General features: G+C 68.1%; 21 protein-coding genes. 4 read left to right on the top strand and 17 right to left on the bottom strand.

From position 1 onward, the window contains the following. Positions 1-68 precede the first annotated feature (68 nt). The 15 genes from fliD to PG878_RS10880 form a co-directional block, all read right to left on the bottom strand. The gene (gene fliD / locus PG878_RS10950) at positions 69-1,391 is read right to left on the bottom strand and encodes a flagellar filament capping protein FliD (protein WP_209029244.1); all 1,323 of its coding nucleotides are present in this window, start codon (positions 1,389-1,391) and stop codon (positions 69-71) included. Positions 1,392-1,587: 196 nt separating this feature from the next. After that, a complete protein-coding gene (locus PG878_RS10945; protein WP_209029245.1) occupies positions 1,588-2,775 on the bottom strand; it encodes a flagellin in 1,188 nt (395 codons plus the stop codon). Between the two features lie 833 nt (positions 2,776-3,608). Further along, positions 3,609-4,796: a flagellin gene (locus PG878_RS10940; RefSeq protein ID WP_209029246.1), complete on the bottom strand. Its 1,188-nt coding sequence runs from the start codon at positions 4,794-4,796 to the stop codon at positions 3,609-3,611. A gap of 334 nt (positions 4,797-5,130) precedes the next feature. Beyond that, positions 5,131-6,336: a flagellar hook-associated protein FlgL gene (gene flgL, locus PG878_RS10935; protein ID WP_209029247.1), complete on the bottom strand. Its 1,206-nt coding sequence runs from the start codon at positions 6,334-6,336 to the stop codon at positions 5,131-5,133. Then, entirely contained in the window at positions 6,333-8,207 is a 1,875-nt protein-coding gene (gene flgK, locus PG878_RS10930) for a flagellar hook-associated protein FlgK (RefSeq protein ID WP_209029248.1), read from the bottom strand. Before flgK ends, flgL begins: the two co-directional genes overlap by 4 nt. Positions 8,208-8,218: 11 nt before the next feature. Further along, entirely contained in the window at positions 8,219-9,427 is a 1,209-nt protein-coding gene (flgJ, locus tag PG878_RS10925; protein WP_209029249.1) for a flagellar assembly peptidoglycan hydrolase FlgJ, read from the bottom strand. Between the two features lies 1 nt (position 9,428). Further along, on the bottom strand, positions 9,429-10,547 hold the full coding sequence (locus tag PG878_RS10920; RefSeq protein ID WP_209029250.1) for a flagellar basal body P-ring protein FlgI: 1,119 nt from the start codon (positions 10,545-10,547) through the stop codon (positions 9,429-9,431). Between the two features lie 8 nt (positions 10,548-10,555). Next, a complete protein-coding gene (gene flgH, locus PG878_RS10915) occupies positions 10,556-11,257 on the bottom strand; it encodes a flagellar basal body L-ring protein FlgH (RefSeq protein WP_010341760.1) in 702 nt (233 codons plus the stop codon). A 23-nt stretch (positions 11,258-11,280) separates the two neighbouring features. Continuing rightward, positions 11,281-12,066, bottom strand: coding sequence for a flagellar basal-body rod protein FlgG (gene flgG / locus PG878_RS10910; protein ID WP_209029251.1), 786 nt, complete (start codon positions 12,064-12,066; stop codon positions 11,281-11,283). A gap of 102 nt (positions 12,067-12,168) precedes the next feature. Then, positions 12,169-12,924: a flagellar basal body rod protein FlgF gene (locus tag PG878_RS10905; RefSeq protein ID WP_209029252.1), complete on the bottom strand. Its 756-nt coding sequence runs from the start codon at positions 12,922-12,924 to the stop codon at positions 12,169-12,171. 149 nt (positions 12,925-13,073) lie between these two features. Beyond that, positions 13,074-14,297 carry a flagellar hook protein FlgE gene (gene flgE, locus PG878_RS10900; RefSeq protein ID WP_209029253.1) on the bottom strand — a complete coding sequence of 408 codons (1,224 nt, stop codon included), beginning with the start codon at positions 14,295-14,297 and terminating at the stop codon, positions 13,074-13,076. A gap of 30 nt (positions 14,298-14,327) precedes the next feature. After that, complete coding sequence (locus PG878_RS10895) at positions 14,328-15,005, bottom strand: flagellar hook capping FlgD N-terminal domain-containing protein (protein ID WP_209029254.1); 678 nt, start codon at positions 15,003-15,005, stop codon at positions 14,328-14,330. 41 nt (positions 15,006-15,046) lie between these two features. Further along, positions 15,047-15,454 (bottom strand): flagellar basal body rod protein FlgC, encoded by a 408-nt coding sequence (gene flgC, locus PG878_RS10890; RefSeq protein ID WP_019800422.1) that lies wholly within the window; start codon positions 15,452-15,454, stop codon positions 15,047-15,049. A gap of 2 nt (positions 15,455-15,456) precedes the next feature. After that, complete coding sequence (gene flgB, locus PG878_RS10885; protein ID WP_019800421.1) at positions 15,457-15,855, bottom strand: flagellar basal body rod protein FlgB; 399 nt, start codon at positions 15,853-15,855, stop codon at positions 15,457-15,459. A 157-nt stretch (positions 15,856-16,012) separates the two neighbouring features. Continuing rightward, positions 16,013-16,963, bottom strand: a complete 951-nt coding sequence (locus PG878_RS10880; RefSeq protein ID WP_209029255.1) for a chemotaxis protein — start codon at positions 16,961-16,963, stop codon at positions 16,013-16,015. Between the two features lie 113 nt (positions 16,964-17,076). Here PG878_RS10880 and flgA point away from each other — a divergent pair, with 113 nt between their 5' ends. The 4 genes from flgA (at position 17,077) to PG878_RS10860 (ending at position 19,751) form a co-directional block, all read left to right on the top strand. After that, entirely contained in the window at positions 17,077-17,721 is a 645-nt protein-coding gene (flgA, locus tag PG878_RS10875; RefSeq protein WP_209029339.1) for a flagellar basal body P-ring formation chaperone FlgA, read from the top strand. Between the two features lie 66 nt (positions 17,722-17,787). After that, positions 17,788-18,105 (top strand): flagellar biosynthesis anti-sigma factor FlgM, encoded by a 318-nt coding sequence (gene flgM / locus PG878_RS10870; RefSeq protein WP_010341747.1) that lies wholly within the window; start codon positions 17,788-17,790, stop codon positions 18,103-18,105. 2 nt (positions 18,106-18,107) lie between these two features. After that, positions 18,108-18,446, top strand: coding sequence for a flagellar protein FlgN (locus PG878_RS10865; protein WP_209029341.1), 339 nt, complete (start codon positions 18,108-18,110; stop codon positions 18,444-18,446). Between the two features lie 84 nt (positions 18,447-18,530). Beyond that, on the top strand, positions 18,531-19,751 hold the full coding sequence (locus PG878_RS10860) for an ATP-binding protein (protein ID WP_209029256.1): 1,221 nt from the start codon (positions 18,531-18,533) through the stop codon (positions 19,749-19,751). 160 nt (positions 19,752-19,911) lie between these two features. Here PG878_RS10860 and PG878_RS10855 read toward each other — a convergent pair whose 3' ends face one another. Both PG878_RS10855 and PG878_RS10850 read right to left on the bottom strand, forming a co-directional pair. Beyond that, the gene (locus PG878_RS10855) at positions 19,912-21,636 is read right to left on the bottom strand and encodes an EAL domain-containing protein (RefSeq protein WP_010341742.1); all 1,725 of its coding nucleotides are present in this window, start codon (positions 21,634-21,636) and stop codon (positions 19,912-19,914) included. A 4-nt stretch (positions 21,637-21,640) separates the two neighbouring features. Then, positions 21,641-23,743, bottom strand: coding sequence for a PAS domain-containing sensor histidine kinase (locus PG878_RS10850; protein ID WP_244672392.1), 2,103 nt, complete (start codon positions 23,741-23,743; stop codon positions 21,641-21,643). Positions 23,744-23,831 lie beyond the last annotated feature (88 nt).

Genomic DNA, 23,831 nt, shown 5'->3' with positions numbered 1-23,831 from the left:
AATGACTGTCGATACTCTTCATATCGGCCGCGACGCGTCTCGACTTGAGCCGCGCGGCCGCGCGCGCGTCAGCTGAACTGCTTGGTCAGGCTGTCGCTCACGCCCTGCATCTGCGTCACCAGCGTTTCCATCGCGGTGAAGCGGGCGGTGTACTGGTCGCTCAGCGTCTGCATGCGTGCGTCCAGATCGCTGAGCTGGTCGGTCAGGTCGGAGATGTGCTTGTTGAGCGAGTTGGTGCGCTGGGTCAGGGTGCCGTCGGTGCTGTCCAGGTTGCTCTTCAACAGCGTGCTCATGCCGGTGCCGAAGCTGCCATTGTTGCCCAGCAGGGTCTTGGCCGCGGAGGGATCGCTGGCTGCCGCAGTATCGAACTTGGCGCTGTCGAAGCTCATCACCCCGTCCTTGTCGATCGTCACACCCATGGCCATCAGGCCGCTCACGTTGTCGCTGACCAGCCGGCGCAGCGACTGCTGCAGGCCGCGCACCATCGCATCGCCGGTCATCGGCGAGGCTTTCTTATTGGTGGCGTCGTAGGCGCTGGACGACTTGAGCACGCTGTTGGCGGAGTTGTAGGCGCTGACCAGGGCGGTCAGGTTGGCCTTCAGCGGGGTGTTGTCGTTGGTGATGTTCAGGTTGAAGGTGCTGCCGGGGATGGCCTTGGTCAGGTTCAGCGCCACGCCGGGCACCAGGTCGGCGATGGTGTTGCTGCTGGAGGTGCGCGTGAAGCCGTCCACCTTCACCACCGCGTCGGCGGCGGCGATGGTCTGGGTCAGGCCGCCGCTGCTGCCGGCCGGGTAGGTGAGGTTGGCCAGGCCGCCGTCGCCGCCGGAGGCGGTAATGGTCAGGGCGCCCTTCGTGCCGGAGTCCACCGCGTTCAGCACCAGATGGTCGCCATCGTCGGCGCTGACCACGCTGGCGGTGACGCCGGCGCCGTTGGCGGCCTTGTTGATGAGCGCGGCCACGTCGCTGAGCTTGCTGCCCGTATCGATGTTGACGTTGAGCGTGGTGCTGCCGTAGGCGATGGTCAGGGTGCCGCTGCCGACCACGGCGCCGCTGGCGTAGCCCGACGAGGTCAGCTTCTGCGACTGCGCCAGCTTCACCACCTCGATGCCGTACCTGCCGGCGCTGGCGCTGGAGGTCACGGTGGCGGTGTAGCCGGCGCCATCGTCGACGCTCGATTTGTAGGCACCGCTGTCGGCGCTGTCGGACACCGTGCTCATCGCCGTCTGCAGGTTGGACAGCGCGCTCTTGATCGTGCTCAAGGACGACAGCTGCGCGCTGGATGCGGTGCCGTCGCGGTTGATCCGGTCTTCCTGCGGCTGGCGTTCCTTCGCCACCAGTTTGGCGACGAAGGTGGGGATGTCCAGGCCTGAGCCGATCGACGTGGTGGACATGATCGCGTTCCTTGAGGTGGCGGGCGCGCGACGCGCCAGCGGCTGAGGGGAGTATCGGCGCGTGGGGACGCTTCTTGAGCGCCACCCGCGCGTCGTTGCGGCCCGCAATGCGATGCAAATCCTGTGCCGCTCCGCGCGTCAAAAAAAAGACCCCTCCTTGCGGAGGGGTCCGGCGGTGCTTGCGGTGCGGTTGCGCCTAGCCCTGGAGCAGGCTCAGCACGCTCTGCGGGGCCTGCTTGGCCTGGGCCAGCATCGCGGTGCCGGCCTGCTGCAGGATCTGCGTGCGGGTCAGCTCGGCGGTTTCCTTGGCGTAGTCGGTGTCGCGGATGCGGCTGCGCGAGGCCGACAGGTTCTCCGAGGTGGAGCTCAGGTTGGCGATGGTGGAGGTGAAGCGGTTCTGGATCGCGCCCATGTCGGCGCGCGAGGAGTTCACCGAGGTCAGCGCGTTGTCGATGATGCTCAACGCCTTCTGCGCACCCTGGAAGGTGGAGATGTCCACGTCCGCCAGGTAGTTGGTGGTGCCGGCGGTGGCAGCGGCGCTGGCGGCGATGCCGGCGTTGCTGAAGGTGATGCCGGTGGCGCCGGTGGCCGAACCCGCGGTGAACGAGAAGTCCTGGCCGCCCTTGACCGATTCCAGCTTCAACGCGCTGGTGGTCGGGTCGATCGAGGCGTACACACCGGTCTGCGCCAGCTTGTCGTTGATCGCCGAGGCGATCTTCTTGGCCACGTCCGCGCCGGCATCGCCGTTGGCCACCGAGACCGAGGCGATGGTGACGCCGTTGACGACCATGCCGGAGAAGCTGCCGCTGGCGGTGGCGGTACCGGAGGCCAGGGCGGCCGAGCCGGTCTGGGTGGCGGCGAAGCCGGCCTTGCCCAGCGAGGCGGCGCTGGCGTTGACGATGCTGTTGATGCCGATGGTCTGGCCGGCATCGGCGCCGACCTGGAACAGGGCGCCGGAGAAGGAGCCGTCCAGCAGCTTGGTGCCGTTGAAGTTGGTCTGGCTGGAGACGCGGTCGATTTCCGAGGCCAGCTGCTTGACTTCCGAGTTCAGCGCGCCGCGGTCGGTGCTGGAGTTGGTGGCATTGGCCGACTGCACCGCCAGTTCGCGGATACGCTGCAGGTTGTTGCCGATTTCGACCATCGCACCTTCGGCGGTCTGCGCCAGCGAGATGCCGTCGTTGGCGTTGCGCGAGGCCACGTCCAGACCACGGATCTGGGTGGTGAAGCGCTCGGAGATCGCCAGGCCGGCGGCGTCGTCCTTGGCGCTGTTGATGCGCAGGCCCGAGGACAGACGCTGGATCGTCGTCGCCAGGCTGGCGCTGGTGGTGTTGAGGTTCCGCTGAGCGTTCAGCGACATTACGTTGGTATTGATTACCTGTGCCATTTTGATATCTCCTCAAAGCGATTTGTCCGGCAACCCGTTGGTGCCTGGAGCCTCCGCAGGGGGCCATCAATTGGCCAGTGCCGCTGCTGGTATAAGTAACGGCAGTCGGTGCGCAACCTTTAGTGATTTACTGCCGAAAATTTGGCGTTTCGGCGATTTGCGTGACAGCAAAAACGCGGCGAAAGGCTTGTTTCGGCCGCGCTTCGTCAAACTTTAGGCGTCTTGCCCAAGTCGGGGAAAGGGCGGCACGGATCGCGCCGAGGGCGATGCGCTCGATGCGCTCGAGCGTGTGTCGCGTCGACGACGCGAACGCTTCACCTGCCGGTACGCAGCGCATCGCGGCGCGACTGCTTGGCCATCTCTCCCTCTACCTGTCTGATCGCGTTCCGGCTGTCGTTGGCGCTGAAGTAGAAGGAGCGTCGGTCGCCTGGCGATATGGGCATGCCGGCGCGCTTCCAGGCCGTGCACTGCGTCGACGACGCTTTACAGGCGATCCTGGAGTGCGGCCACGGTCATCGCCAACTGCTGACCGCCAATCCAGTCCATTGGTCAGGAGTCGCGCGACAGCGCCGGCGGTCGTTGGCCGTGGCCGTGGCCGTTTCCCGTCGATCCCTCATACGGTCGCATGCACCGGAATCACCGCGAATGGCATGGCCACGCCGTCAGCTGGCCGCCGCCCTGCCAGGCAGGGCGGCGCTCGCCTTCGGCGTCGAGCAGTGGCGACGCGCGAAGATGGCTCTTCCTCCGAGATGCGACGGCCCGTGGCGGGAAGAGGGAACAAAAAAAGGCCCCTCCTTGCGGAGGGGCCTCGGTGGTGCGACGGCTGGCGACGCTTAGCCCTGGAGCAGGCTCAGCACGCTCTGCGGGGCCTGCTTGGCCTGGGCCAGCATCGCGGTGCCGGCCTGCTGCAGGATCTGCGTACGGGTCAGCTCGGCGGTTTCCTTGGCGTAGTCGGTATCGCGGATGCGGCTGCGCGAGGCCGACAGGTTCTCCGAGGTGGAGCTCAGGTTGGCGATGGTGGAGGTGAAGCGGTTCTGGATCGCACCCATGTCGGCACGCGAGGAGTTCACCGCCGTCAGCGCGTTGTCGATGATGCTCATCGCCTTCTGCGCGCCCTGGAAGGTGGAGATGTCCACGTCCGCCAGGTAGTTGGTGGTGCCGGCGGTGGCAGCGGCGCTGGCGGCGATGCCGGCGTTGCTGAAGGTGATGCCGGTGGCGCCGGTGGCCGAGCCCGCGGTGAACGAGAAGTCCTGGCCGCCCTTGACCGATTCCAGCTTCAGCGCGCTGGTGGTCGGGTCGATCGAGGCGTACACGCCGGTCTGCGCCAGCTTGTCGTTGATCGCCGAGGCGATCTTCTTGGCCACGTCCGCGCCGGCATCGCCGTTGGCCACCGAGACCGAGGCGATGCTGACGCCATTGACGACCATGCCGGAGAAGCTGCCGCTGGCGGTGGCGGTACCGGAGGCCAGGGCGGCCGAGCCGGTCTGGGTGGCGGCGAAGCCGGCCTTGCCCAGCGAAGCGGCGCTGGCGTTGACGATGGTGTTGATGCCGATGGTCTGGCCAGCGTCGGCGCCGACCTGGAACAGCGCGCCGGAGAACGAACCGTCCAGCAGCTTGGTGCCGTTGAAGTTGGTCTGGCTGGAGACGCGGTCGATTTCCGAGGCCAGCTGCTTGACTTCCGAGTTCAGCGCGCCGCGGTCGGTGCTGGAGTTGGTGGCATTGGCCGACTGCACCGCCAGTTCGCGGATACGCTGCAGGTTGTTGCCGATTTCGACCATCGCGCCTTCGGCGGTCTGCGCCAGCGAAATGCCGTCGTTGGCGTTGCGCGAAGCCACGTCCAGACCACGGATCTGGGTGGTGAAGCGCTCGGAGATCGCCAGGCCGGCGGCATCGTCCTTGGCGCTGTTGATGCGCAGACCCGAGGACAGGCGCTGGATCGTCGTGGCCAGGCTGGTGCTGGTGGTGTTGAGGTTGCGCTGAGCGTTCAGCGACATTACGTTGGTATTGATGACCTGTGCCATTTTGATATCTCCTCTAAGCGATTTGTCCGGCAACCGGTTGGTGCCTGGAGTCTCCGCAGGGGGCCATCAATTTGGCCAGTGCGGCTGGTGATATAAGTAACGGCGACAGGCGCGCAACCTTTAGCGGTTTACTGCAGAAAATTTGCCGTTCCGGCGATCCGCAAAACACCAGGAACACCGCGGAGAGCCTTTCTCGGCCGCACTTCGGCAAACTTTAGGGCTGCCTGCGCGTTGTCTACTTGTCCAGCGGCAATGGCGGTCTTTTGTATAACGGAAAAGGCCCGGAGGCGTCGCCGCGCTCCGGGCCTTTTGGTATATCCGGTATATCGCCTGTTTAGCCGAGCCGGTCGAACAGCGACATCTTCTGCATCTGGGTGAAGATGGTCTGTGCCGCTTTCAGCGCCGACTGTTCCAGTTGGTACTGGGAAATCGCCTGGGCGTAGTCGAGGTCGCGCAGCGAGGACAGGGTGGTCTTCAGGGTCACGTCGTTGGCGGCACGCAGGTCGGTGGCGTTGTCGATCGCCGCGAGCTGGGCGCCGCCGGCGGCGCGCGCGTCGATCATCTTCGACGAGGCCTGGGTGATGTCGCGCATCGACGATTGCAGTCCGTTCTGCAGCGCGGCCTTGGCGGTGGGGGTGATGGGATCGGTGTTGAGCAGGTTGACCAGGTTGCTGATGGTGGAGAACACGTCCTTGGTGGTCGAGGCGCCGATCTGGAAGCTGTCGCCGGCGGCGGGGGCGCCGTCCACGCGCATCTTCAGGCCGGGCAGGCCGATGCTTTCGCCAGCGGTATAGGTGCCGGTGTTGACCACCGCGCCGCCGCTGTCGCGCACCTCGTAGGTGGTGGCGGCGGTGAACACGACGCTGTAGCTGCCGCCGTTCCAGGCACTGCCGGAGCCGTCGCGGCTGAAGTCCAGCAACAGGCCGGTACCGGTGTTGCCGGCGGCCGCGTGCGCGTCCACTGTGCCGTCGCCGGTGGGCACGCGCATGAAGATTTCGCTGCCGGGCAGGGTGTCGGAGACCTTGGTGTCCGGGGCCACCTCCACGCTGCGCTGGGTCTGGTTGCCGCTGTAGACCACGTTGCCGGACACCACGGCGAAGGGGGCCGCATCGTCGGCGGTGCCGCCGAACAGGTAGCGGCCGGAGCCGTCGGTGCCGTTGGACAGGCTGAGCAGGCTGTCGTGCAGGGTCTTCAGTTCCGCGGCGATGGCCTTGCGGTCGGGGGTGGTCAGCGCCGAACTATTGGCTTCCACCGTCAGATCCTTGACCCGGGCCATCAGGTCGCCGGCCTGCGACAGCGAGTTCTCCTGCAGGTTGAGCCGGTTCTGCACGTTGGTGGCGTTGTCGCCGAAGCGTGCCAGCGCCGCCACCGTGCGATCCAGGCTGACCGCGGTGCCCGCCGCGACCGGGTCGTCGGCCGCGCTGACGATGCGCTGGCCGGTGGAGAGCTGCTGCTGCAGGTGCGAGATCGTCGCCTGCTTGCCGAGCATGGTGTTGAGCGACTGATTGAAGATCATGCCGCTGGAGATGCGATTGCTCATCGGACCGCGCTCAGGATGGACTGGAAGAGGGTGTCGGCGGTGGAGATCAGGCGCGAGGCCGCCTGGTAGGCCTGCTGCAGCCGCAGCATGTCCGCCGCTTCCTCGTCGAGGTTGACGCCGGAAAGCGAGTCACGCGCGTCCTGGGCGCTGCTCTGGATCACGTCCTGCGCGTCGGCCGCGTACTTGGCCTGGCGCGCCGCCGAGCCGACCGTGGTGGTCAGGCCGGCCACCGCGCCGTTGAGGGTGATGGTGCCGCCGTTGAACGCCTTGGAATCGTCCAGGTTGGACATCAGCAGGGCGTTGCCGTTGTTGCTCGAGCCGACCCCGGTCGGCCCCACCGCGAAGCTGTCGCCGGCGGACGGGACGCCGTCCATGGTCAGGCTCCAGCCGTTGGCGCTGATGGTCTGCCCGGCGGTGTAGGTCTGCGGCGCGCCGCCGTTGATCGAGTAGTGGGTGGAATCGATGAAGGCGATGTTCGCCGGCGTCAGCAGGTTGGCGTTGCTGGCGTCGGTCGCGGCGACATTGCTGACCTTGCCGGTGCCCAGGTTGCTCAGCGTGGCGCTGGCCTGGATCGGCGTCGCCGCGGCGATGCGCGACGGGTCGGTGATGGCCACGGACAGCTTGTTGATGGCGTTGGCGGTGGGCTGCAGCAGGAACTTGTCGCCGCTGGCGGCGGTGCCGGACACCTGCAGGGTCACGCCGTTGACCACGAACGGGTCGGCGCTGGTGCCGGAACCGGTCATGGCGACGCTGGCGCCGGTGTCGGCGCGGCTGGCGTTCCAACTGGTGCCGTTGTAGGTCAGCAGCAGGTTCTGCCCGTCGAGCTTGCTCAGGTCGCTGACGTTGGCGGTGAAGGCGGCCGTGCCGGTGTTGGCGCTGTTGCCGTCCACGGTCGGCGGCGGCAGGTTGAAGAAGTCGCCGCCCATCTGCCCGTACAGGTCCATGCCGGCGTGGTGCTGCGCGTTGTAGCTGCTGGCCAGGCCGGTGGCGATGCGGCCGAGTTCGGCCTTGGTCGGATCCAGGACGGTGCTGCGGAACTCCAGGAAGCCGCCGATCTGCCCGCCCAGCGCCTTGCTGTCGAGCGGCGTCGAACCGCCGGGCGTCTTCAGCGCGATCTGCAGTTTTTCCGGCTGGTACGGATCGGGACTGGTGACCAGGGTCGAGGCATTGGTGCCGACCACCATCGCCTGGCCGCCGGAGGTGTAGACGTTCATCATCCCGCCATCCTGCTGGATGACGCTGCCGCCGGTGTAGCCGATCAGCTGGCTGATCATCTGGTCGCGGCGGTCGAGCAGGTCCGGCGCGGCGGCGTTGGCGTTGGAGCCGATCTGGCCGTTGAGCTTGGCGATCTCGGTGGCGAGGCGGTTGGCCTCGGCGGTGCCGGCCAGCAGGCCATTGTTGACCTCGCTGCCGAGCGAGTCGAGCTGGCCGTTGAGCTGCTTGAAGCGGGTCACCAGCGACGTGCCGGCGTCCAGCAGGTTCTGCCGGTTGGCGCTGGCCGAGGCGTTGGAGGACAGGCCGCTGGTGGCGTCGAAGAAATTCGACCACTGCCCGGCGATGCTGGTGGCCTTGTCCGAGAACAGGCCGTCGACCCGGCTGGACATGCTGGAGAGCTGCTTCAGCCGCGCGACTTCGCCGGTGCTGTCGAACAGGCGCGAGATCGCCAGTTGGTCGGCGACGCGGGAGACGTCGGTGATCTGGGTGCCGTTGCCGATGAACTCGCTGCCGTACTGGCTGGGAACCGTGGTCGCGAACGTCGTCCGCTGCCGGCTGTAGCCGTCGGTGTTGATGTTGGCGACGTTGTGGCTGACCGTGGACAGAGCCCGCTGGAAGGCGAGCAGGGCGCCGGTACCGGTGGAGAGGATGGACATGGGCGGCTACCTCAACGGCGCACGAGGCCGGACGAATCGACGGTGCTGGCCAGCACGCGCTCGATGCCGCCGGCGGCGGCGCTGCCGATCGCGGCGACCGCGCGGCCGATGGTCGGGCCGCCGGCGATGGCGGCGATCTTGGCCGCGTAGGCCGGATCGGTGGCGTAGCCGGCGCGCTGCAGGCCCTGGGCGAAGCCGCGGATGTCGGTGCCGGCCTTCAGCGCCTGCTGGTAGCGCGGATTGGTCTTCAGCAGGCGCACGTAGTCGGCGAAGCTCTCCGCCGGCGAGGAATAGGCGCGGAAATCGGCGGTCTGCGATTGCTTGACCCCGTCCACGTACTCGTGGGTGCCGGTGGTCACGCGATCGCCGTCCCAGCCGGTGGCCTTGATCCCGAACAGGTTGTTGGAACTGGCGCCGTCGCCGCGGGAGATGCCGCGGCGGCCCCAGCCGGTTTCCAGCGCGGCCTGCGCGACCAGCGCGCGCGCATCCACGCCCAGTTCCTGCGCGGCCTTCTGCGCATGGTTCCAGATCTTGGCGACGAAGCCTTCCGGGGTGCGCTCGCCGAGGCTGGCCGCGGCGGCGTTGGCGGCCGCGGCGGCGCTGGGATCGATGGCATTGCTGCTGTCGGCGGACGCCTGCACGTTCGACCAGCGGTCGTCGGCACCGGCCCAGGACAGGCCGGCGCTCCCATCGGCCGGGCTGCTGCCGATGGCCTGGTGCATGGCGCTGCTCTCGCGGCCGGCGATCATGTCCAGCACCTGCTGCTGCGGGGAGGCGGCCGCGTCGGTGCCGCTCCACGGGCCGACGCCGGCGCCGGCCGCGGCGCCGCTGGCCAGCGCGGCCTCGCCCTGCAGCGGCATCGGGCCATTGCTCGATTGGCCGGACACCAGCGAGTAGGCCTTGGCCGCCTTGGCGGCGTCCAGCGCGGTGTTCGGCGTGCCGGTCTCGGTCGTCTGCCCGCCGCCGAGCTGCTTGGCGATCATCGCCCGCAGGCCCAGCCCCTTGCCGTCGGTCAGGCCCTTGGCCAGCTGCTGGTCGTACATGTCGCGGAAGGTCTGGTTCTCGCCCGGGAACAGCGAATTGCCGAAGCTGGCCTGGCGCATGCTCTTGACCAGCATGTTGGCGAACTGCCCTTCGAGCTGGCGCGAGACCTTGTCGATCTTGGCCGGATCGTTCTGGGTAGAGGCGTGCAGGTCGAAGGGAGCGGCCGAGATACGCATGTCAGATCACCTCCAGCTCCGCGCTCAGGGCACCGGCCTGCTTGAGCGCTTCCAGAATCGCGATCAGGTCGCCAGGCGCGGCGCCGACCTCGTTGACCGCCCGCACGATCTGATCCAGCGAGGTGCCGCCCTCGAACTTGAACATGCGGCTGCCTTCGTTGGTGGCGGTGATGGTGGACTTGGGCGTGGCCACGGTCTGGCCGCCGCTCAGCGCATTCGGCTGGCTGACCTGGGTGCCTTCGCTGATGGTGACCGTCAGCGAGCCGTGCGAGATCGCCGCCGGGCTGACCCGCACCTGCGAGCCGATCACCACCGTGCCGGTGCGGGCATTGACCACCACCTTGGCCGGCGCCGCGCCCGGCGACAGCTCGACGTTCTCGATGCGTGCCAGCAGGCCGATGCGTGCGCTCTGGTCGGTGGGCGAACGCACCGCCACGGTGGACCCGTCCACCGCATGCGCGCTGCCGGGGCCGAAGGTGCTCTCCAGCGCCGAGACCATCCGCGAGACGGTGGTGAAATCGGGCTGGTGCAGGTTCAGGGTGATCTCGCCGGTGTTGCCGAACACGTCCGGCAGCGCGCGTTCCACGGTCGCGCCGTTGGGAATGAGGCCGACGCTGGGCACGTTCACCGAGATCCGCGAACCGTCCTTGCCCTGCGCGCCGAAGCCGCCGACCACCAGGTTGCCCTGGGCGACCGCGTAGACCTGGCCGTCGGCGCCCTTCAGCGGCGCCATCAGCAAGGTGCCGCCGCGCAGCGAGATCGCGTTGCCGATCGAGGAGACGGTGATGTCGATGGTCTGGCCCGGCTTGGCGAACGCCGGCAACTGCGCGCTGATCGCCACCGCGGCCACGTTCTTCAGCTGCGGGTTGACGTTGGACGGCACGTTGACGCCCAGCTCGCCGAGCATGTTCTTCAGGCTCTGCACGGTGAAGGGCGCCTGGCTGGTGCGGTCGCCGCTGCCGTCCAGGCCGACCACCAGGCCGTAGCCGACCAGCGCGTTGTTGCGCACGCCGCCGACCTGGGCCAGGTCCTTGATGCGTTCGGCCGCGGCCGGCGCGGCCAGGCCCGCGCACAGGGCGACGGCGGCGAGCAGGCGGCAGGGCAGGGACAGGAGAGTCATGGCGGGCCTCAGTACGGCGAGATGCGCGAGTTGAAGAAGCGGCTCAGCCAGCCCATCGCGTTGGACTGCGCGACCGCGCCGCGGCCGCCGTAGGCGATGCGCGCCTCGGCCACCTTGCTGGAGGGAATGGTGTTGTCCGGGGCGATGTCGGCGGCGCGGACCACGCCCTGCACCTGCACCAGTTCGTCGCCCTGGTTCAGACGCAGGTTCTTCTGGCCCTGGATCACCAGGTTGCCGTTGGGCAGGCGCTGCATCACGGTCACGGTGATGCTGCCCTGCATGGTGTTGCTCTGCGCGGTGTTGCCCTTGCCGGCGAAGCTGCGGTCGCCGCTGGTGGCGTTGTTGAGGATGTTGGTGCCGTTGACGGTCAGCGGCGCGCCGAGCAGGGTCGGCGTGGCCATGGTCACCGCGTCCTTCTTGCTGATGCTGGTGTTGGCGGTGCTGCTGGCGTTGGTGCTTTCGACCAGGGTGATGGTCAGCAGGTCGCCGACGTCGCGGGCGCGGCGGTCCGAATACAGCTGCAGGCCGGGGCCGGCGGCGTAGATCGCGCCGGCGGTGGGCTGGGCCTGCGGCGCCATCACCGGCGTGATCGGCGCCATCGGCGCGTACGGACGCACGTCGCCGGCAGCCACGCCCAGGCCGGCGCAACCGCCGAGCAGGACCGGCAGCAGCAGCGCGGCGGAGAAGGAGAGAGAGGACAGGCGCGACATGGCGGATTCCGGAGGCGAGGGGATCAGACGTTGTTGTTCAGATAGCCGAGCATCGAGTCGGTGGTGGAGATGGCCTTGGCGTTCATCTCGTAGGCGCGCTGGGTCTCGATCATGCTCACCAGCTCTTCCACCACATTGACGTTGCTGCCTTCCAGCGCGCCCTGCGCGATCTTGCCGAGGCCATTGAGGCCGGGCGTGCCGTTGGTCGCCGGGCCGGAGGCGGTGGTTTCCACGTACAGGTTCTGGCCCTGGGCCTGCAGGCCGGAGGGATTGATGAAGTCGGTCAGGGTCAGCGAGCCGACCTGTAGCGCCGCGGCGGTGCCGGCGACCTGCACGCTCACCGTGCCGTCGGAGCCGATGGTCACCGACTGCGCGCCTTCCGGGATCTGGATGCCCGGCTGGATCGGGTAGCCGCTGTTGGTGACCAGCTCGCCCTGCGCATTGATCTGGAAGCTGCCGTCGCGGGTATAGGCCGAGCTGCCGTCCGGCATCTGCACTTCGAAGAAGCCGCGGCCGTTGACCATCACGTCCAGGGCGCGGTCGGTTTGCTGCTGGCTGCCCTGCTCGAAGTCCTTGGCGGTGGCGACCACGCGCACGCCGGTACCGATCTGCAGGCCCGAGGGCAACTGCGTCTGCGAGGAGCTGGCGCCGCCGGGCTGCCGCACCTGCTGGTACAGCAGGTCCTCGAAGTTGGCGCGGTCGCGCTTGAAACCGGTGGTGTTGGTGTTGGCCAGGTTGTTGGAGACGACCGACATGCGCGTCTGCTGCGCATCCAGTCCGGTCTTGGCGACCCACAAAGCCTGATTCATGACCCGAGTTCCTCTGATGGTGGCCCCGGCACGACGCGCCGGGGGCGCAGGGAGTGATGCATGTGCCGTGCCAAACCGGCGCCGCTGGCGCCGAGGCCCGTCTTAGCCGTTCAGACGCAGCAGCGTGTTGGCCGACTGCGCGTTCTCGTCGCCGTTCTTGATGACCTTGACCTGCATTTCGAACTGGCGCTGCAACTGGATCATCTGCACCAGCGCGCCGGCGGCATCGACATTGCTGCCTTCGAGCACGCCGGTCCGCAGCGAATTGCCGGTAGCGGGGACAAAGGCCTTGGCCGGATCGTCGCTGACGTTGCGCATGAGGCCGTCGGGGCGGCGGGCGAGCTGGTCCGCCGGCGCCTGCACCACCTTCAGGGTGGCGACGGTGCTCATCGCGGTGGGCGCTTCGCCCAGCGGCACGATCGACACCGTGCCGTCGTTGCCGATCTCCAGCGACTGGTGCGGCGGAATCGAGACCGGATTGCCCTGGTCGTCGAGCACCGCATGGCCGCTGGCGGTGACCAGCTGACCGTTCGGGGTCAGCGCCAATTCGCCGCCGCGCGTGTACGCCTCCTTGCCGTCGGAAGACTGCACCGCCAGCCAGCGGTCGGCATCCAGCGACAGATCCAGCGGATTGCCGGTCTGGTGCTGCGCGCCGACGTCGCGGTTGAAGCCCTGGTCGATGTGCAGCGCATCGATCCGCGACGGATAACCGGCGCCAGGAATCCGATACGCCTCGGTGTTGGCCAGCGCCTCCTTGAACCCGGAGGTCTCGACGTTGGCCAGATTGTGCGACACGGTGGCCTGCGCCTGCAGCGATGCGCGGGCGCCGGTCATGGCGACGTAGAGGGCTTTGTCCATGGGTGTAGGGCCGTGATTCGGGAGGAGGGATTCGGGATTCGAAGAAGCGGCAGTGCCGCAGACGATCGGAAGTGGTGGCTCAAGCTGGCGCCCGGTCGACGGGGCGCCAGCGGTGACGAATCACCAATCCCGAATCACCAATCCCAGCCTTAACGCATATTGATGATCGTCTGCGTGACCTGATCCTGGGTCGAGATCACCTGCGAGTTCGCCTGGAAGTTGCGCTGCGCGACGATCATGTTGACCAACTGCTCGGTCAGGTCGACGGTGGACGATTCCAGTGCGCCGGACTGCACGCTGCCGAAGTCCGAGGTCGCCGGCGAACCGGTGCGGGCGATGCCCGAGGCCGAGCTTTCCGCCCAGGCGTTGTCGCCGAGCGAACTCAGGCCCTGCGGATTGACGAAGTTGGTCACCGCGATCTGGCCCAGCGCCTTGTCGGCGTTGTTGGAGTAGCGCGCGTAGACGATGCCCTTTTCGTCGATGCTGATCGAGTTGAGCTTGCCGCTGGCGTAGCCGTCCTGGGTCGCGCCGCGCAGGGCGAAGGTTTCGCCGTACTGGGTCGAGCCGAACACATTCAGGTTCAGCGACAAGGTACCGGCGCCGGTGGCGGGGGTGAAGGTGCCCAGCGCGATCTTGCCGTCGGCCGGGCTGACCAGCGCGCCGCTGTTGGAGAACTGCAGCGTGCTGGCGCCGCCGGCGGCGACGCCGTCCACGTAGTTGTAGACGGTCCACTGGTTGGGTGTGGAGGTCTTGACGAAGTACGAGGTCTGCACGTGGGCCACGCCCAGCGAGTCGTAGACCGTGGTGCCGCCGCTGGAGTTGTTGTAGCTGTTGGCGTCGTTCGGATCGAACGTGGCCACCGTCGGCGGCTGGGTGTTGCCGGGCAGGGTGAAGGTCAGGTTGACCGTGCTGGTCTGCTTGGGCGGGCTGTCGGTGGTCAGCAGCTGCAGGTCGGTCAGGGTGCCGGCGGCGAAGCCGTTGCCGTTGCTCGCCGGCGGGAACACCTGCAGCCGCGCGCCCTGCGGATTGACCACGTAGCCGTTGGCGTCGGTCTGGAAGTTGCCGGCGCGCGAATACACGCGTGCGCCGTTGTTGGACAGGGTGAAGAAGCCGGAGCCGGAGATGGCCAGGTCCAGGCTGCGCCCGGTCGGATCGATGGTGCCCTGCGAGAACTGCTGGGCGACGTTGCTGACGCGCACGCCGGAACCTACCGCGTTGCGCGCCAGGCCGTAGCCGTTGAGCGTGAACTGGTCGGCGAACTCGGCGCGCGAGCCCTTGAAGCCGGTGGTGTTGGCGTTGGCGATGTTGTTGGCGGTGACGTTGAGGTCGGTATTGGCCGCCCTGAGGCCGGACAGCGATGTGTTGAAACCCATGGTGGACTCCTGTGGATGGTCGGCGCGGGGCTAGCTGACGCGGAGGACGTTGGTCAGCGGCGTGGTGCCGAGCCCGGTCAGGTCGAGATAGATGCCGTCCGATCCGATGATGGCGCTCTCGACCGGCGCCTGGACGTAGGTGGACAGGGACAACTGGTTGCCCTGGGCATCGGTCTGCCCAGCGGTGATGCTGTAGCTGCCGGCCGGCATGCGCTTGCCGCTGGCGTCGGTGCCGTCCCAGGCGAAGTCGAGCTGGCCGGCCTTGTCGGCGGTCAGGCTGATCTTCTTGATCGGCTGGCCGTTGGCATCGCTGACGGTGACGTCGACCACGCCCGCGGCCTTGGCCGCGACCAGGCCGCCGGTGCTGCCCTCGGCGGCCAGCGGCAGCGAGGCCGACGGCACCAGCACCTTGTGCCCGATCAGGTTGGCGCCGCGCAGCACCTGGTCGGTGCTCATCGACGAGGACAGCGCGGTGACGGTCTTGTTGAGGTCGCCGATGCCCTGCACGGTGGACAGCTGCGCCATCTGCGCGACCATCTGGCTGTTGTCCATCGGCTTGAGCGGATCCTGGTGCTGCAGCTGCTCGGTCATCAGCTTGAGGAAGTCGGCCTGCTGCAGCGCCTTGCCGCTGGTGGTGCTGGTGTTGCTCGAGGCGCTCAGGCCCAGACTGGAATAGGTGGTGTCGGTGGAGCTGGTGACGCTGGTCATGGAAGCGGTCCTGGAACGTGACGCGGCGGAGGGAGGGCGGATCAGCGGCCCATGGTCAGAGTGGCCAGCGCCAGTTCCTTGGCGGTGTTGAGGACCTCCACGCCGGCCTGGTAATTGCGCGAGGCGGAGATCAGGTTGACCATCTGCGACACCGGATCCACATCGGGCGAATAGATGTAGCCGTCGGAATCGGCGAGCGGATGGCCGGGTTCGTAGCGCTTGATCGGCGGTGCGTTGGTCGTCGCGATTTCCTTGACGTTGACCGAGGTCAGGCTGCTGTCGTGCGGGTTGCGCACCGCCTGGAAGATCGGCTCGATCGGCTTGTAGGCCGCCTCCGCCGAACCGGCCACCGAATCGGCATTGGACAGGTTGCTGGCGATGGTGCTCATGCGCACCGACTGCGCCTGCAGCGCGGAGCCGGCGACGTCGAAGATCGGCAGGTTGCTCATGCTTATTGGCCCGTGATCGCGGTGAGCATGGTGCGCACCTTGGACTCGATGAAGCTCAGCGAGGCGCGGTACTCCAGCGCGGCGCGGCCGTAGGCGGCACGCTCGGCGTCCGGATCGACGGTGTTGCCGTCCATGCTCGGCTGGCTGGCGGCACGGGTGACCTGGAACGGGTTCAGGCCATCGCCGCCGACGGCGATATGGCGGCTGTCGTCCACCGCGAGCTGGGTGCCCTCGCGCTGGCCCTGCGCCGCACGCATCGCGGCATCGAAGTCCAGGTCCTGGGCCTTGTACCCGGGCGTGTCGACATTGCTGAGGTTGCTGGCGATCAGCTTCATGCGCTGCTCGCGCAGCGGCAGGGCGTCGCCGTGGACGCCGAAATAGCCTGTGATCGGATTGGACATGGCACGATCCCGCGGTTCGTTGCCGAAACCACAGGCAAGGCGCGTGCCAAAGCCGGGCGCAAGGCCCGTGAGATCAGGGGACTCGGGAGGCGGGCAGCGCCCGCTCTCTCTCTATTAGAACGTCAGGCAGGCCGCGCGGCCAGGCGCGGCGCCCGGGTCAGGCGGCCGCTTGCGCTGCCGCCGCGACCACCCGCAACCGGGCCAGCACGTACTCGGCCAGCTCGTTGGGGCTGTACTTGGCGACGAAGGCGTTGGCGCCCACGCGCTCGACCATGGCGTTGTTGAACACGCCCGACAGCGAGGTGTGCAACAGCACGTACAGGCCGGCCAGGCCGGCATGGCGGCGGATTTCCGTCGTCAGCGTGTAGCCGTCCATCGCCGGCATCTCGATATCCGAGATCACCATGGCGTAGCGCTCGGCCGGATTCTCGCCGGCGGCGTGGATCTGCAAGAGATGGTCCAGCGCCTGGCGACCGTCCGAGAGCAGGGTCGCGGCGACGCCGAGCTGGTCCAGCACGCTGCGGATCTGCTGCCGCGCCACCCGCGAGTCGTCGACCACCAGCACCTGCAGCTGCGGGCCGGTGAGCGCCAGCGACGGATCCAGGTTGGCCTCGACTCGGGTCTGAGCGATGTCGGCCAGCACGCTTTCCACGTCGATCACCTGGATCAGTTCGCCCTGGAAACGGGTCACCGCGGTCAGGTAGCTGGACTCGGCGCCCAGTTCCGGCGGCGGATGGATGTCTTCCACCGCGATGTTGACGATGCGCTCCACGCCGCTGACCAGGAAGCCCTGCACCGAGCGGTTGAACTCGGTCACCACCAGATAGCCCGGTGCGGTGTCCGCGTTCGGCTCGCGCTCCGGGTGGCCGATGGCCAGGCCCAGGTCGAGCACCGGCACCGAGCGCCCGCGCACGTCGGCGACGCCGGAGAATTGCAGCGGCAGCCCCGGCACCTGGAACAGCTCAGGCCGGCGCAGCACTTCCTGCACCTTGAAGACGTTCACGCCAAAAAGCTGACGACCGCCCAGCCGGAACAGCAGCAGGGCAAGCCGGTTGTGGCCCGCCAAGCGGGTGCGCTGGTCGATTCGGTTGAGAAGGTCATGACTCATGGCGTTCATATCGGCGCCTTCGCGGTGGAACTTGAGGGCGTGCTGCGGATCGGGGCTGCGGTTTGCGGCACGGCCTTTGCATGGTGTCGGCGACCTTTCCGAGAGAGACGGCCATGCGCCCGATCCTATTGCTGGTCCTGCTGGCGGCGACGCCGGCCTGGGCCGCGGACTTCCAGTCGGTGGATTCGATCCGTGCCGCGGCGCTGTCCCTGGCCGGGGCCGACGCCGATGCCGAGGCGACCCTGGACCCGTCGGTCCGGGTGCCGCTGTGCCCGGTGCCGCTGCAGGCCCAGCCGACCGGGACCACGACCGTGGAAGTGAGTTGCCCGCGCGACACCGGCTGGCGGTTGTTCGTGCCGGTCAAGGTACGGCGCATGCAGCACGTATTGGTACTGGCGCGCGGTCTGTCCGCTGGAGAAACCATCGGCGCGGCCGATATCGTCCCCGAGAAGCGCGACGCGGCGCGCATCGTCGGCGCCGCGATGACCGAGCCGGAGGCGGCGATCGGCAAGGTGGTGCGGCGAACTCTGCCGGCCGGCACCTTGTTGTCCGCCACCGACCTGGTCGCGCCGCGGCTGGTCCGGCGCGGCGACAATGTGGCGCTGGTGGCACGCAGCGGTGGCCTGGAAGTGCGCATGTCCGGCCGTGCACTGGGCGATGCGGGCGAAAACGAGCGGGTGACCGTCGAAAACCTGTCGTCCAAACGCATCGTTCAGGGAACTGTGTCACAAAACGGCGACGTTTTAGTGACGCGCTAAGAATCCGGCTAAAGTTCTCCGACGCTGTGCCGTTACCTACACCGAACCCGTAACAGGATTTCCGCCATGACACAGAAAATTGAAGGGAATTTGCCGAGCCCGGCCACCCTTCGCACCTCGTCCGTCTCGACCAAGGCCGCCTCCGGCGCGTCCGAGGAAGGCAAGGACCGTGCGGTCGGTGCGGCCGCAGCGACCGACAGCCTGCGCCTGACCGGCGAGGCCTCCGGCCTGCAGACCCTGCAACGCCAGCTCTCGGCCGCTCCGGCGGTGGACAGCAGCCGCGTCGAGGCCGTGCGCTCGTCGCTGCAGAACGGCAGCTACAAGATCAATCCCGACGCGATCGCCAGCCGCATGATCGACATGGATCGGCAACTCAGCGCATGAACATGTCCGTGACCAACCCCCTGCAGCAGCTCAGCGACGCGCTCGCCGGCGAGCGCCAGGCGTTGTTGGATCACAACGTGGAAGGCCTGATGCAGGCGACCAGCGCCAAGCTGGCGGCACTGCGCGCACTGGAGGCCGACGTGCCCGCCGGTGCCGAAGCCGAACTGCGGCTGCGCGAACTGGCCGACGCTAACCGCGCCAACGGCGCGCTGCTGTCGCGGCGTCGGCGCGAGGTCAACTGGGCGCTGCGCCACCTCGGCCGCAGCGAGAGCGCCTCGTCCTACGACGCCAACGGCCAGTCCAGCACGTCGCTCGCCCAGCGTCCCCTGGCGATCGCGTAAGTCGCAGCGCGTCCCAGTGCGGGGCGCGCATCCGCCGACGGCAACGGCGTATATTGGGCATCCATCGATCGCCCACGGCCTGTCGTGAATTTCGCCGAAATCAATCCCAACGCCCCGCTGGTCCTGCCCGCGCGCGCGAGCCTGCTCGCCCTCAGCGAATTGTTGTACGAAGGTGTGGTGCTGTTCCGCGCCGACGGCCAGTTGCTGCTGACCAACAGCGCCGCACGCCGCCATCTGTCCGGCGCCGACACCGGCGGCCTGGCCGCGCATCTGGCGCAGTGGCTGCCGGGCGATGCGCTGTCGCAGGCGCGCAGCAGCGGCCGCTGGAGCGGCAGCCTGCCGACCGAACAGCACGTGGTGCTGGCGCATCTGTACTTCCATGCCGACGCGGACGGCGGCCATTACCTGATGCTGATCCAGGGCATCGAAGGCCAGCAGGACTACGAACAGGAACTGCAGCAGCGCCACGCCGAACTGCGCCAGGCCTACCTGCGCCTCAACGGCGCCCAGGAAAAACTGCTGCAGTCGGAGAAGATGGCCTCGATCGGCCAGCTTGCCGCGGGCGTCGCCCACGAGATCAACAACCCGATCGGCTACGTCCATTCCAACCTGGGCAGCCTGCAGGAATACCTGCGCAGCCTGTTCACCCTGATCGAGGCCTACGAGCGCGCCCTGCGCGCGCCGGATCCGAAGGCGCTGATCCCGGAAATCGACGACATCCGCAACCGCTTCGACATCGACTTCATCAGCCGCGACCTGCCGCAACTGATGGCCGAGTCGCGCGAAGGCATCGAGCGGGTGACCCGCATCGTCCGCGACCTCAAGGACTTCTCCTATTCCGGCCGGGAGGAGTCGTGGAAGCTGGTGGACCTGCACTCGGGCCTGGAATCGACGATCAACATCATCTGGAACGAGCTCAAGTACAAGGTCACCCTGGAGCGTCACTACGGCAACCTGCCGCTGGTGGAGTGCCTGCCGTCCGAGCTCAACCAGGTGTACATGAACCTGCTGCTCAACGCCGGCCAGGCGATCGGCGAGCGCGGCACCATCGTGGTCAGCACCGGCCAGGACGGCGAAGAGGTGTGGATCGAGTTCAAGGACTCCGGCGCCGGCATTCCGGCGGACCTGCTGCAGCGCATCTTCGACCCGTTCTTCACCACCAAGCCGGTCGGCAGCGGCACCGGCCTGGGCCTGTCGATCTCCTACGGCATCATCAACAAGCACCACGGCCGCATCGACGTGAGCAGCGTCGTCGGCGAGGGGTCCACGTTCCGGATCGTGATTCCGGTGAGGCAGCCTAAGTAGCTGGGAATGGGGAATCGGGAATGGGGAATCGGAAAAGCGGGAGCGCTGCCGCTGTTGGCTTTCCGTGCCGCCGATGTCGCACATTGACCTGACCTGAAAAAAGAAAAGCCGCGATGCGGCTTTTCCCATTCCCGATTCCCCGTTCCCGATTCCCGGCCTCTCAGGGCCCCGCATCCCGCCGCTGTTCGTCGTGCGTGCGGAAGGCCTGGCGGATGTGTTCGCGCAGTTCGTCGTCGTTCCAGGGCTTGGTCAGGAAGCGGTAGATCGCGCCGCGGTTGATCGCGTCGGTGACGGTGGCCAGGTCGGTGTAGCCGGACAGGACCAGGCGGATGGTGTCGGGGTAGAGCATCTTCACCCGGCCCAGGAACTCTGTGCCGCTCATGTCGGACATGCGCTGGTCGGACAGGATCACCTGCACGTCGTTGGTGGCGAGCAGGTCGAAGGCGTCGCGGACGTTGCCGGCGGCGAGGATGCGGTAGCCGTCGCGGCGGAACAGGCGCACCAGCGAGCGCAGCACGTTCTCCTCGTCGTCGAGCAGCAGCAGGGTGCGGTCCGGGCGGGTCTCGGTGAACGATTCCGGGCGCAGGTAGCGCCGGCGCAGGGCCATGCCCGCCGCTTCGGCGGACATCGGTTCGCCGAACAGGTAGCCCTGGAAGATGTCGCAGTCGTTGCGGCGCAGGAAGCCGAGCTGCGCCTGCGATTCCACGCCGTTGGCGATCACCACCATGCCCAGCTGGTGGCCCATGGCGATGATCGCGCGGGCGATCGCCGCCTCGCGGTTGCCGGCCGGCGCGCTCTTGATGAAGCTGCGGTCGATCTTCAGCTTGTCCACCGGGTAGCGCACCAGCGCGCTGAGGCTGGAATCGCCGGTGCCGAAGTTGTCCAGGCTCAGGCTGATGCCTTCGCGGCACAGGTTGGCCAGGGTCTCGTGGACGAAGTTGACATTGTTGGTCAGCGCGCTCTCGTTGATCTCCAGCACCACCATCTGCGGCGGCACCCCGGCCGCCTGCAGCGCCGACATCACCTCGTTGAAGAAGGTCGGGCGCAGCAGCTGCAGGGTGGAGACGTTGACCGCGATGGTGAAGTCGTCGAAGCCCTGGTCGCGCCACAGCCGCGCCTGGCGCAGCGCGCCTTCCATCACCCAGGTGCCGATCTGCACGATCACGCCCAGGCGCTCGGCAGTGCGCATGAAACGCTCCGGCACCAGGATGCCCAGGGTCGGCGACTGCCAGCGCAGCAGCGATTCCATGCCGACCACGCGGCCGTCGCGGGCGCTGACCATCGGCTGGTAGCGCAGGCGCAGTTCGCCGTTGGGAATGGCGTCGACGATCTGCCGCGAGATGATGCTCTCGCTGTGCGCGCTGGGCGGGCCGTCGGCGGCGTACAGGCGCACCAGGTTGCCGCCTTCGCGGGCGGCCTGGTAGACCGCGTCCTCGGCGAAGTCGAGCAGGGTCGACAGCCGCGTGGAATGCTCCGGGCACAGGCTCACGCCGATCTTGCCGGTCATGAACAGGGTGTACGGCAGCACCGACAGCGGCAGTTCGATCTGCTGCCGGATCTCCTCGGCGAAGGCTTCCGGCGGCGGCACGTCGGCGGTGCGCGGTACCGCCATCACCAGTTCGTCGCTGCCGTGGCGCCACAGCAGGCCGCGGCCGCGCAGATGCGCCTGCAGCCGGTGCGCCAGCAGCGCCAGCGCCTGGTCGCCGACCTCCGGGCTCATGTTCTCGTTGATCGAGGCGAAGTGGTCGATGTCGATGTGCAGCAACATCACCCCCGGCCCGCCGGCCAGCGCCTCGGCGATCATGCCGGTCAGGGCGGGATGACCCGCACCCAGGCGCGACGGCAGTTCGTCGTCCACGGGTACGGCGCTGGCGGGATTCCACATCGGCTCAGGTTCCAGGCGGGGGCGACGGTGGTGCCGCGGTGGTGTAGGGCAGGCACAGCGTCACCCGGGTGCCGGCGCCGGGGGCGGTGTCGATCTGCAGGGTACCGCCGGCGCTCTGCGCGCGCTCGCGCATCACGATCAGGCCCAGGCCGCGCGGCCCGGCCGGATCGAAGCCGTCGCCATCGTCGACCACTTCCAGGCGCAGGCGCTGGCGTTCCTCGTCGCCGAGGGTCATCCGCACCTCGCCGGCGCTGGCATGGCGCAGCACGTTGGTCAGGCTCTCCTGGGCGATGCGGAAACAGGCCTGTTCGACCTCGCCGCTGGGGCGCTCGGGCAGGGCGGCGATGTCCAGGTGCAGGTGCACCGGCGAGGCGCGGAACAGCATGCCGGCCTGCCAGCGCAGCGCCGCCTCCAGGCCCAGCGCGTCCAGTTGCGGCGGCCGCAGCAGGGTGGAGAGGTTGCGCAGCTTGGTGATGCTGCTGTCGGCCAGCTGCACGATCTCGCTCAGGTCCTCGCGGCGGCGCTCGGCGTCGGTCTCGTCCAGCGCCGCGTGCGCGGACAGCTTCATTGCGGTGATCGCCTGGCCGATGTCGTCGTGCAGGTCGCGCGAGATCGCCCGGCGCTCGTCTTCCTGCAGCGAGAACAGGCGCCGGGCCATCGCCTGCAGTTCGCGGTTGCTCTGCGCCAGCGCGTCGCGCATGCGCTCCGGTTCGCTGAGGTCGCGCACGATCATCAGCTTGCAGTCGCGGCCGCTGTAGCGGACGTTGCCGAACGACAGCCCGGCATGGAACAGCGAGCCGTCGCGACGGCACATGCGCGCGGTGGCGCCGCGTTCGCCCTTGGCCCCGGCCGCGCCCATCCGCTGCCGCACCAGCGCCAGGTCGGCGCTGTCGACCAGGCCCTGCAGCGGCTCGCCGAGCAGGTTCTCGCCCTCGAAGCCGAACTGTCCGGCGCAGGCGGCGTTGGCGTACAGCACGTGTTCCTGGTGCAGGATCGCCACCCCGTCCGGCAGCACCCGCACCAGTTCGCGGAACTGCTCCTCGCGCTCGTGCAGCAGGCGCCGCGAGCGCTCGTGCTCGGTCACGTCCTGCAGGGTGCCGTGCACGCAGGCGCCGCCTTCGTCGTCGCTGGACGATTCGGCGCGCAGGTGCAGCATGCGCGCCTGACCATCGGCGGCCAGCACCGGCAGCAGCATGTCCAACTGCAGCGGCGCGCTGCCGCACAGGTCCTCGATCACCCGCTGGATGCGTGCCTGCGAGGCCACGTCGGGCGGGACCAGCAGTTCTTCCAGGCGGTGCTGGCGCGGCTGTTCCGGCACGCGCCGGCCGAGCATCCGGTAGACCTGCTCGGAATAGCTGCCCAGGCCGCTGGTCCGGTCCAGTTGCCACGAGCCCAACCGCGCGATCGACTGTGCCTCCTGCAGATGCTGCAGGGCCTGGTCGCGGCGGCGCTGCGCGTCGTATTCGGCGCTGCGGTCACTGATGACCACCAGCCGCGCCTGCCGGCCGTGGTAGTCCAGGCTGGTGCTGCGCGCCTCGGCCATGCACTGGCTGCCGTCGCGCAGGCGCAGCGGCTCGGCCACCACGCAGGTCTTGGACGGGGTCTGGCGGATCGTCTCGATCACCTCGGCCAGGCGGGCGCTGGCGCTGGGCGGCCACAGCCGCGCCAGCTCCAGGCCGACGAACTCGTCGTGCGACCAGCCAAAGAAGGCGACCGCGGTGGGATTCACGTCGAGGATGCGCAGGCTTTCCAGGTCGTAGACCAGCATCGGGCTGGGATTGGCGTGGAACATCTGCCGGTAGCCGGCCTCCGACAGCGCCAGCCGGGTGTGCGCCTGCACCGCGGCGCGCACCAGCGGGCGCAGCAGGTAGTACAGGGCGACCGCGGTCAGGGCCAGGAACAGGGCGTCGTTGGCCAGCTGCAGGACGATCAACGTGCGGGGATCGTCTACGAAATGCGCCAGAACCAGGTCGCTACCGATCGACAGCGCCAGTCCCAGCAGGACATACAGCAGCACCACCCGCCAGATGCCGCGGTCCAGGCGCTGCGCCAGGCGCATGCCGGAGGTCGCCTGGGGGGGCAGGGAACTGTCGCGTTGTGGTTGCATGCCCCGGCAGCCTGCTGCGGTGGTCCGTGTCCGGCGGACATCTTAGCCGCTGACGGCCGCCGCGGCCCATCGCCGGGCGCTGCCGGCG

The sequence above is a fragment of the Xanthomonas hawaiiensis genome (assembly GCF_031834635.1).
Taxonomy (GTDB): domain Bacteria; phylum Pseudomonadota; class Gammaproteobacteria; order Xanthomonadales; family Xanthomonadaceae; genus Xanthomonas_A; species Xanthomonas_A sacchari.
This window is presented reverse-complemented; position numbering and strand designations above follow the sequence as displayed.

Coding starts and splice junctions, on each gene's coding strand:
- fliD (WP_209029244.1), bottom strand. CDS start 1,391: ATGTCCACCACGTCGATCGGCTCAGGCCTGGACATCCCCACCTTCGTC.
- PG878_RS10945 (WP_209029245.1), bottom strand. CDS start 2,775: ATGGCACAGGTAATCAATACCAACGTAATGTCGCTGAACGCTCAGCGG.
- PG878_RS10940 (WP_209029246.1), bottom strand. CDS start 4,796: ATGGCACAGGTCATCAATACCAACGTAATGTCGCTGAACGCTCAGCGC.
- flgL (WP_209029247.1), bottom strand. CDS start 6,336: ATGAGCAATCGCATCTCCAGCGGCATGATCTTCAATCAGTCGCTCAAC.
- flgK (WP_209029248.1), bottom strand. CDS start 8,207: ATGTCCATCCTCTCCACCGGTACCGGCGCCCTGCTCGCCTTCCAGCGG.
- flgJ (WP_209029249.1), bottom strand. CDS start 9,427: ATGCGTATCTCGGCCGCTCCCTTCGACCTGCACGCCTCTACCCAGAAC.
- PG878_RS10920 (WP_209029250.1), bottom strand. CDS start 10,547: ATGACTCTCCTGTCCCTGCCCTGCCGCCTGCTCGCCGCCGTCGCCCTG.
- flgH (WP_010341760.1), bottom strand. CDS start 11,257: ATGTCGCGCCTGTCCTCTCTCTCCTTCTCCGCCGCGCTGCTGCTGCCG.
- flgG (WP_209029251.1), bottom strand. CDS start 12,066: ATGAATCAGGCTTTGTGGGTCGCCAAGACCGGACTGGATGCGCAGCAG.
- PG878_RS10905 (WP_209029252.1), bottom strand. CDS start 12,924: ATGGACAAAGCCCTCTACGTCGCCATGACCGGCGCCCGCGCATCGCTG.
- flgE (WP_209029253.1), bottom strand. CDS start 14,297: ATGGGTTTCAACACATCGCTGTCCGGCCTCAGGGCGGCCAATACCGAC.
- PG878_RS10895 (WP_209029254.1), bottom strand. CDS start 15,005: ATGACCAGCGTCACCAGCTCCACCGACACCACCTATTCCAGTCTGGGC.
- flgC (WP_019800422.1), bottom strand. CDS start 15,454: ATGAGCAACCTGCCGATCTTCGACGTCGCCGGCTCCGCGCTGCAGGCG.
- flgB (WP_019800421.1), bottom strand. CDS start 15,855: ATGTCCAATCCGATCACAGGCTATTTCGGCGTCCACGGCGACGCCCTG.
- PG878_RS10880 (WP_209029255.1), bottom strand. CDS start 16,963: ATGAGTCATGACCTTCTCAACCGAATCGACCAGCGCACCCGCTTGGCG.
- flgA (WP_209029339.1), top strand. CDS start 17,077: ATGCGCCCGATCCTATTGCTGGTCCTGCTGGCGGCGACGCCGGCCTGG.
- flgM (WP_010341747.1), top strand. CDS start 17,788: ATGACACAGAAAATTGAAGGGAATTTGCCGAGCCCGGCCACCCTTCGC.
- PG878_RS10865 (WP_209029341.1), top strand. CDS start 18,108: ATGTCCGTGACCAACCCCCTGCAGCAGCTCAGCGACGCGCTCGCCGGC.
- PG878_RS10855 (WP_010341742.1), bottom strand. CDS start 21,636: ATGTGGAATCCCGCCAGCGCCGTACCCGTGGACGACGAACTGCCGTCG.
- PG878_RS10850 (WP_244672392.1), bottom strand. CDS start 23,743: ATGCAACCACAACGCGACAGTTCCCTGCCCCCCCAGGCGACCTCCGGC.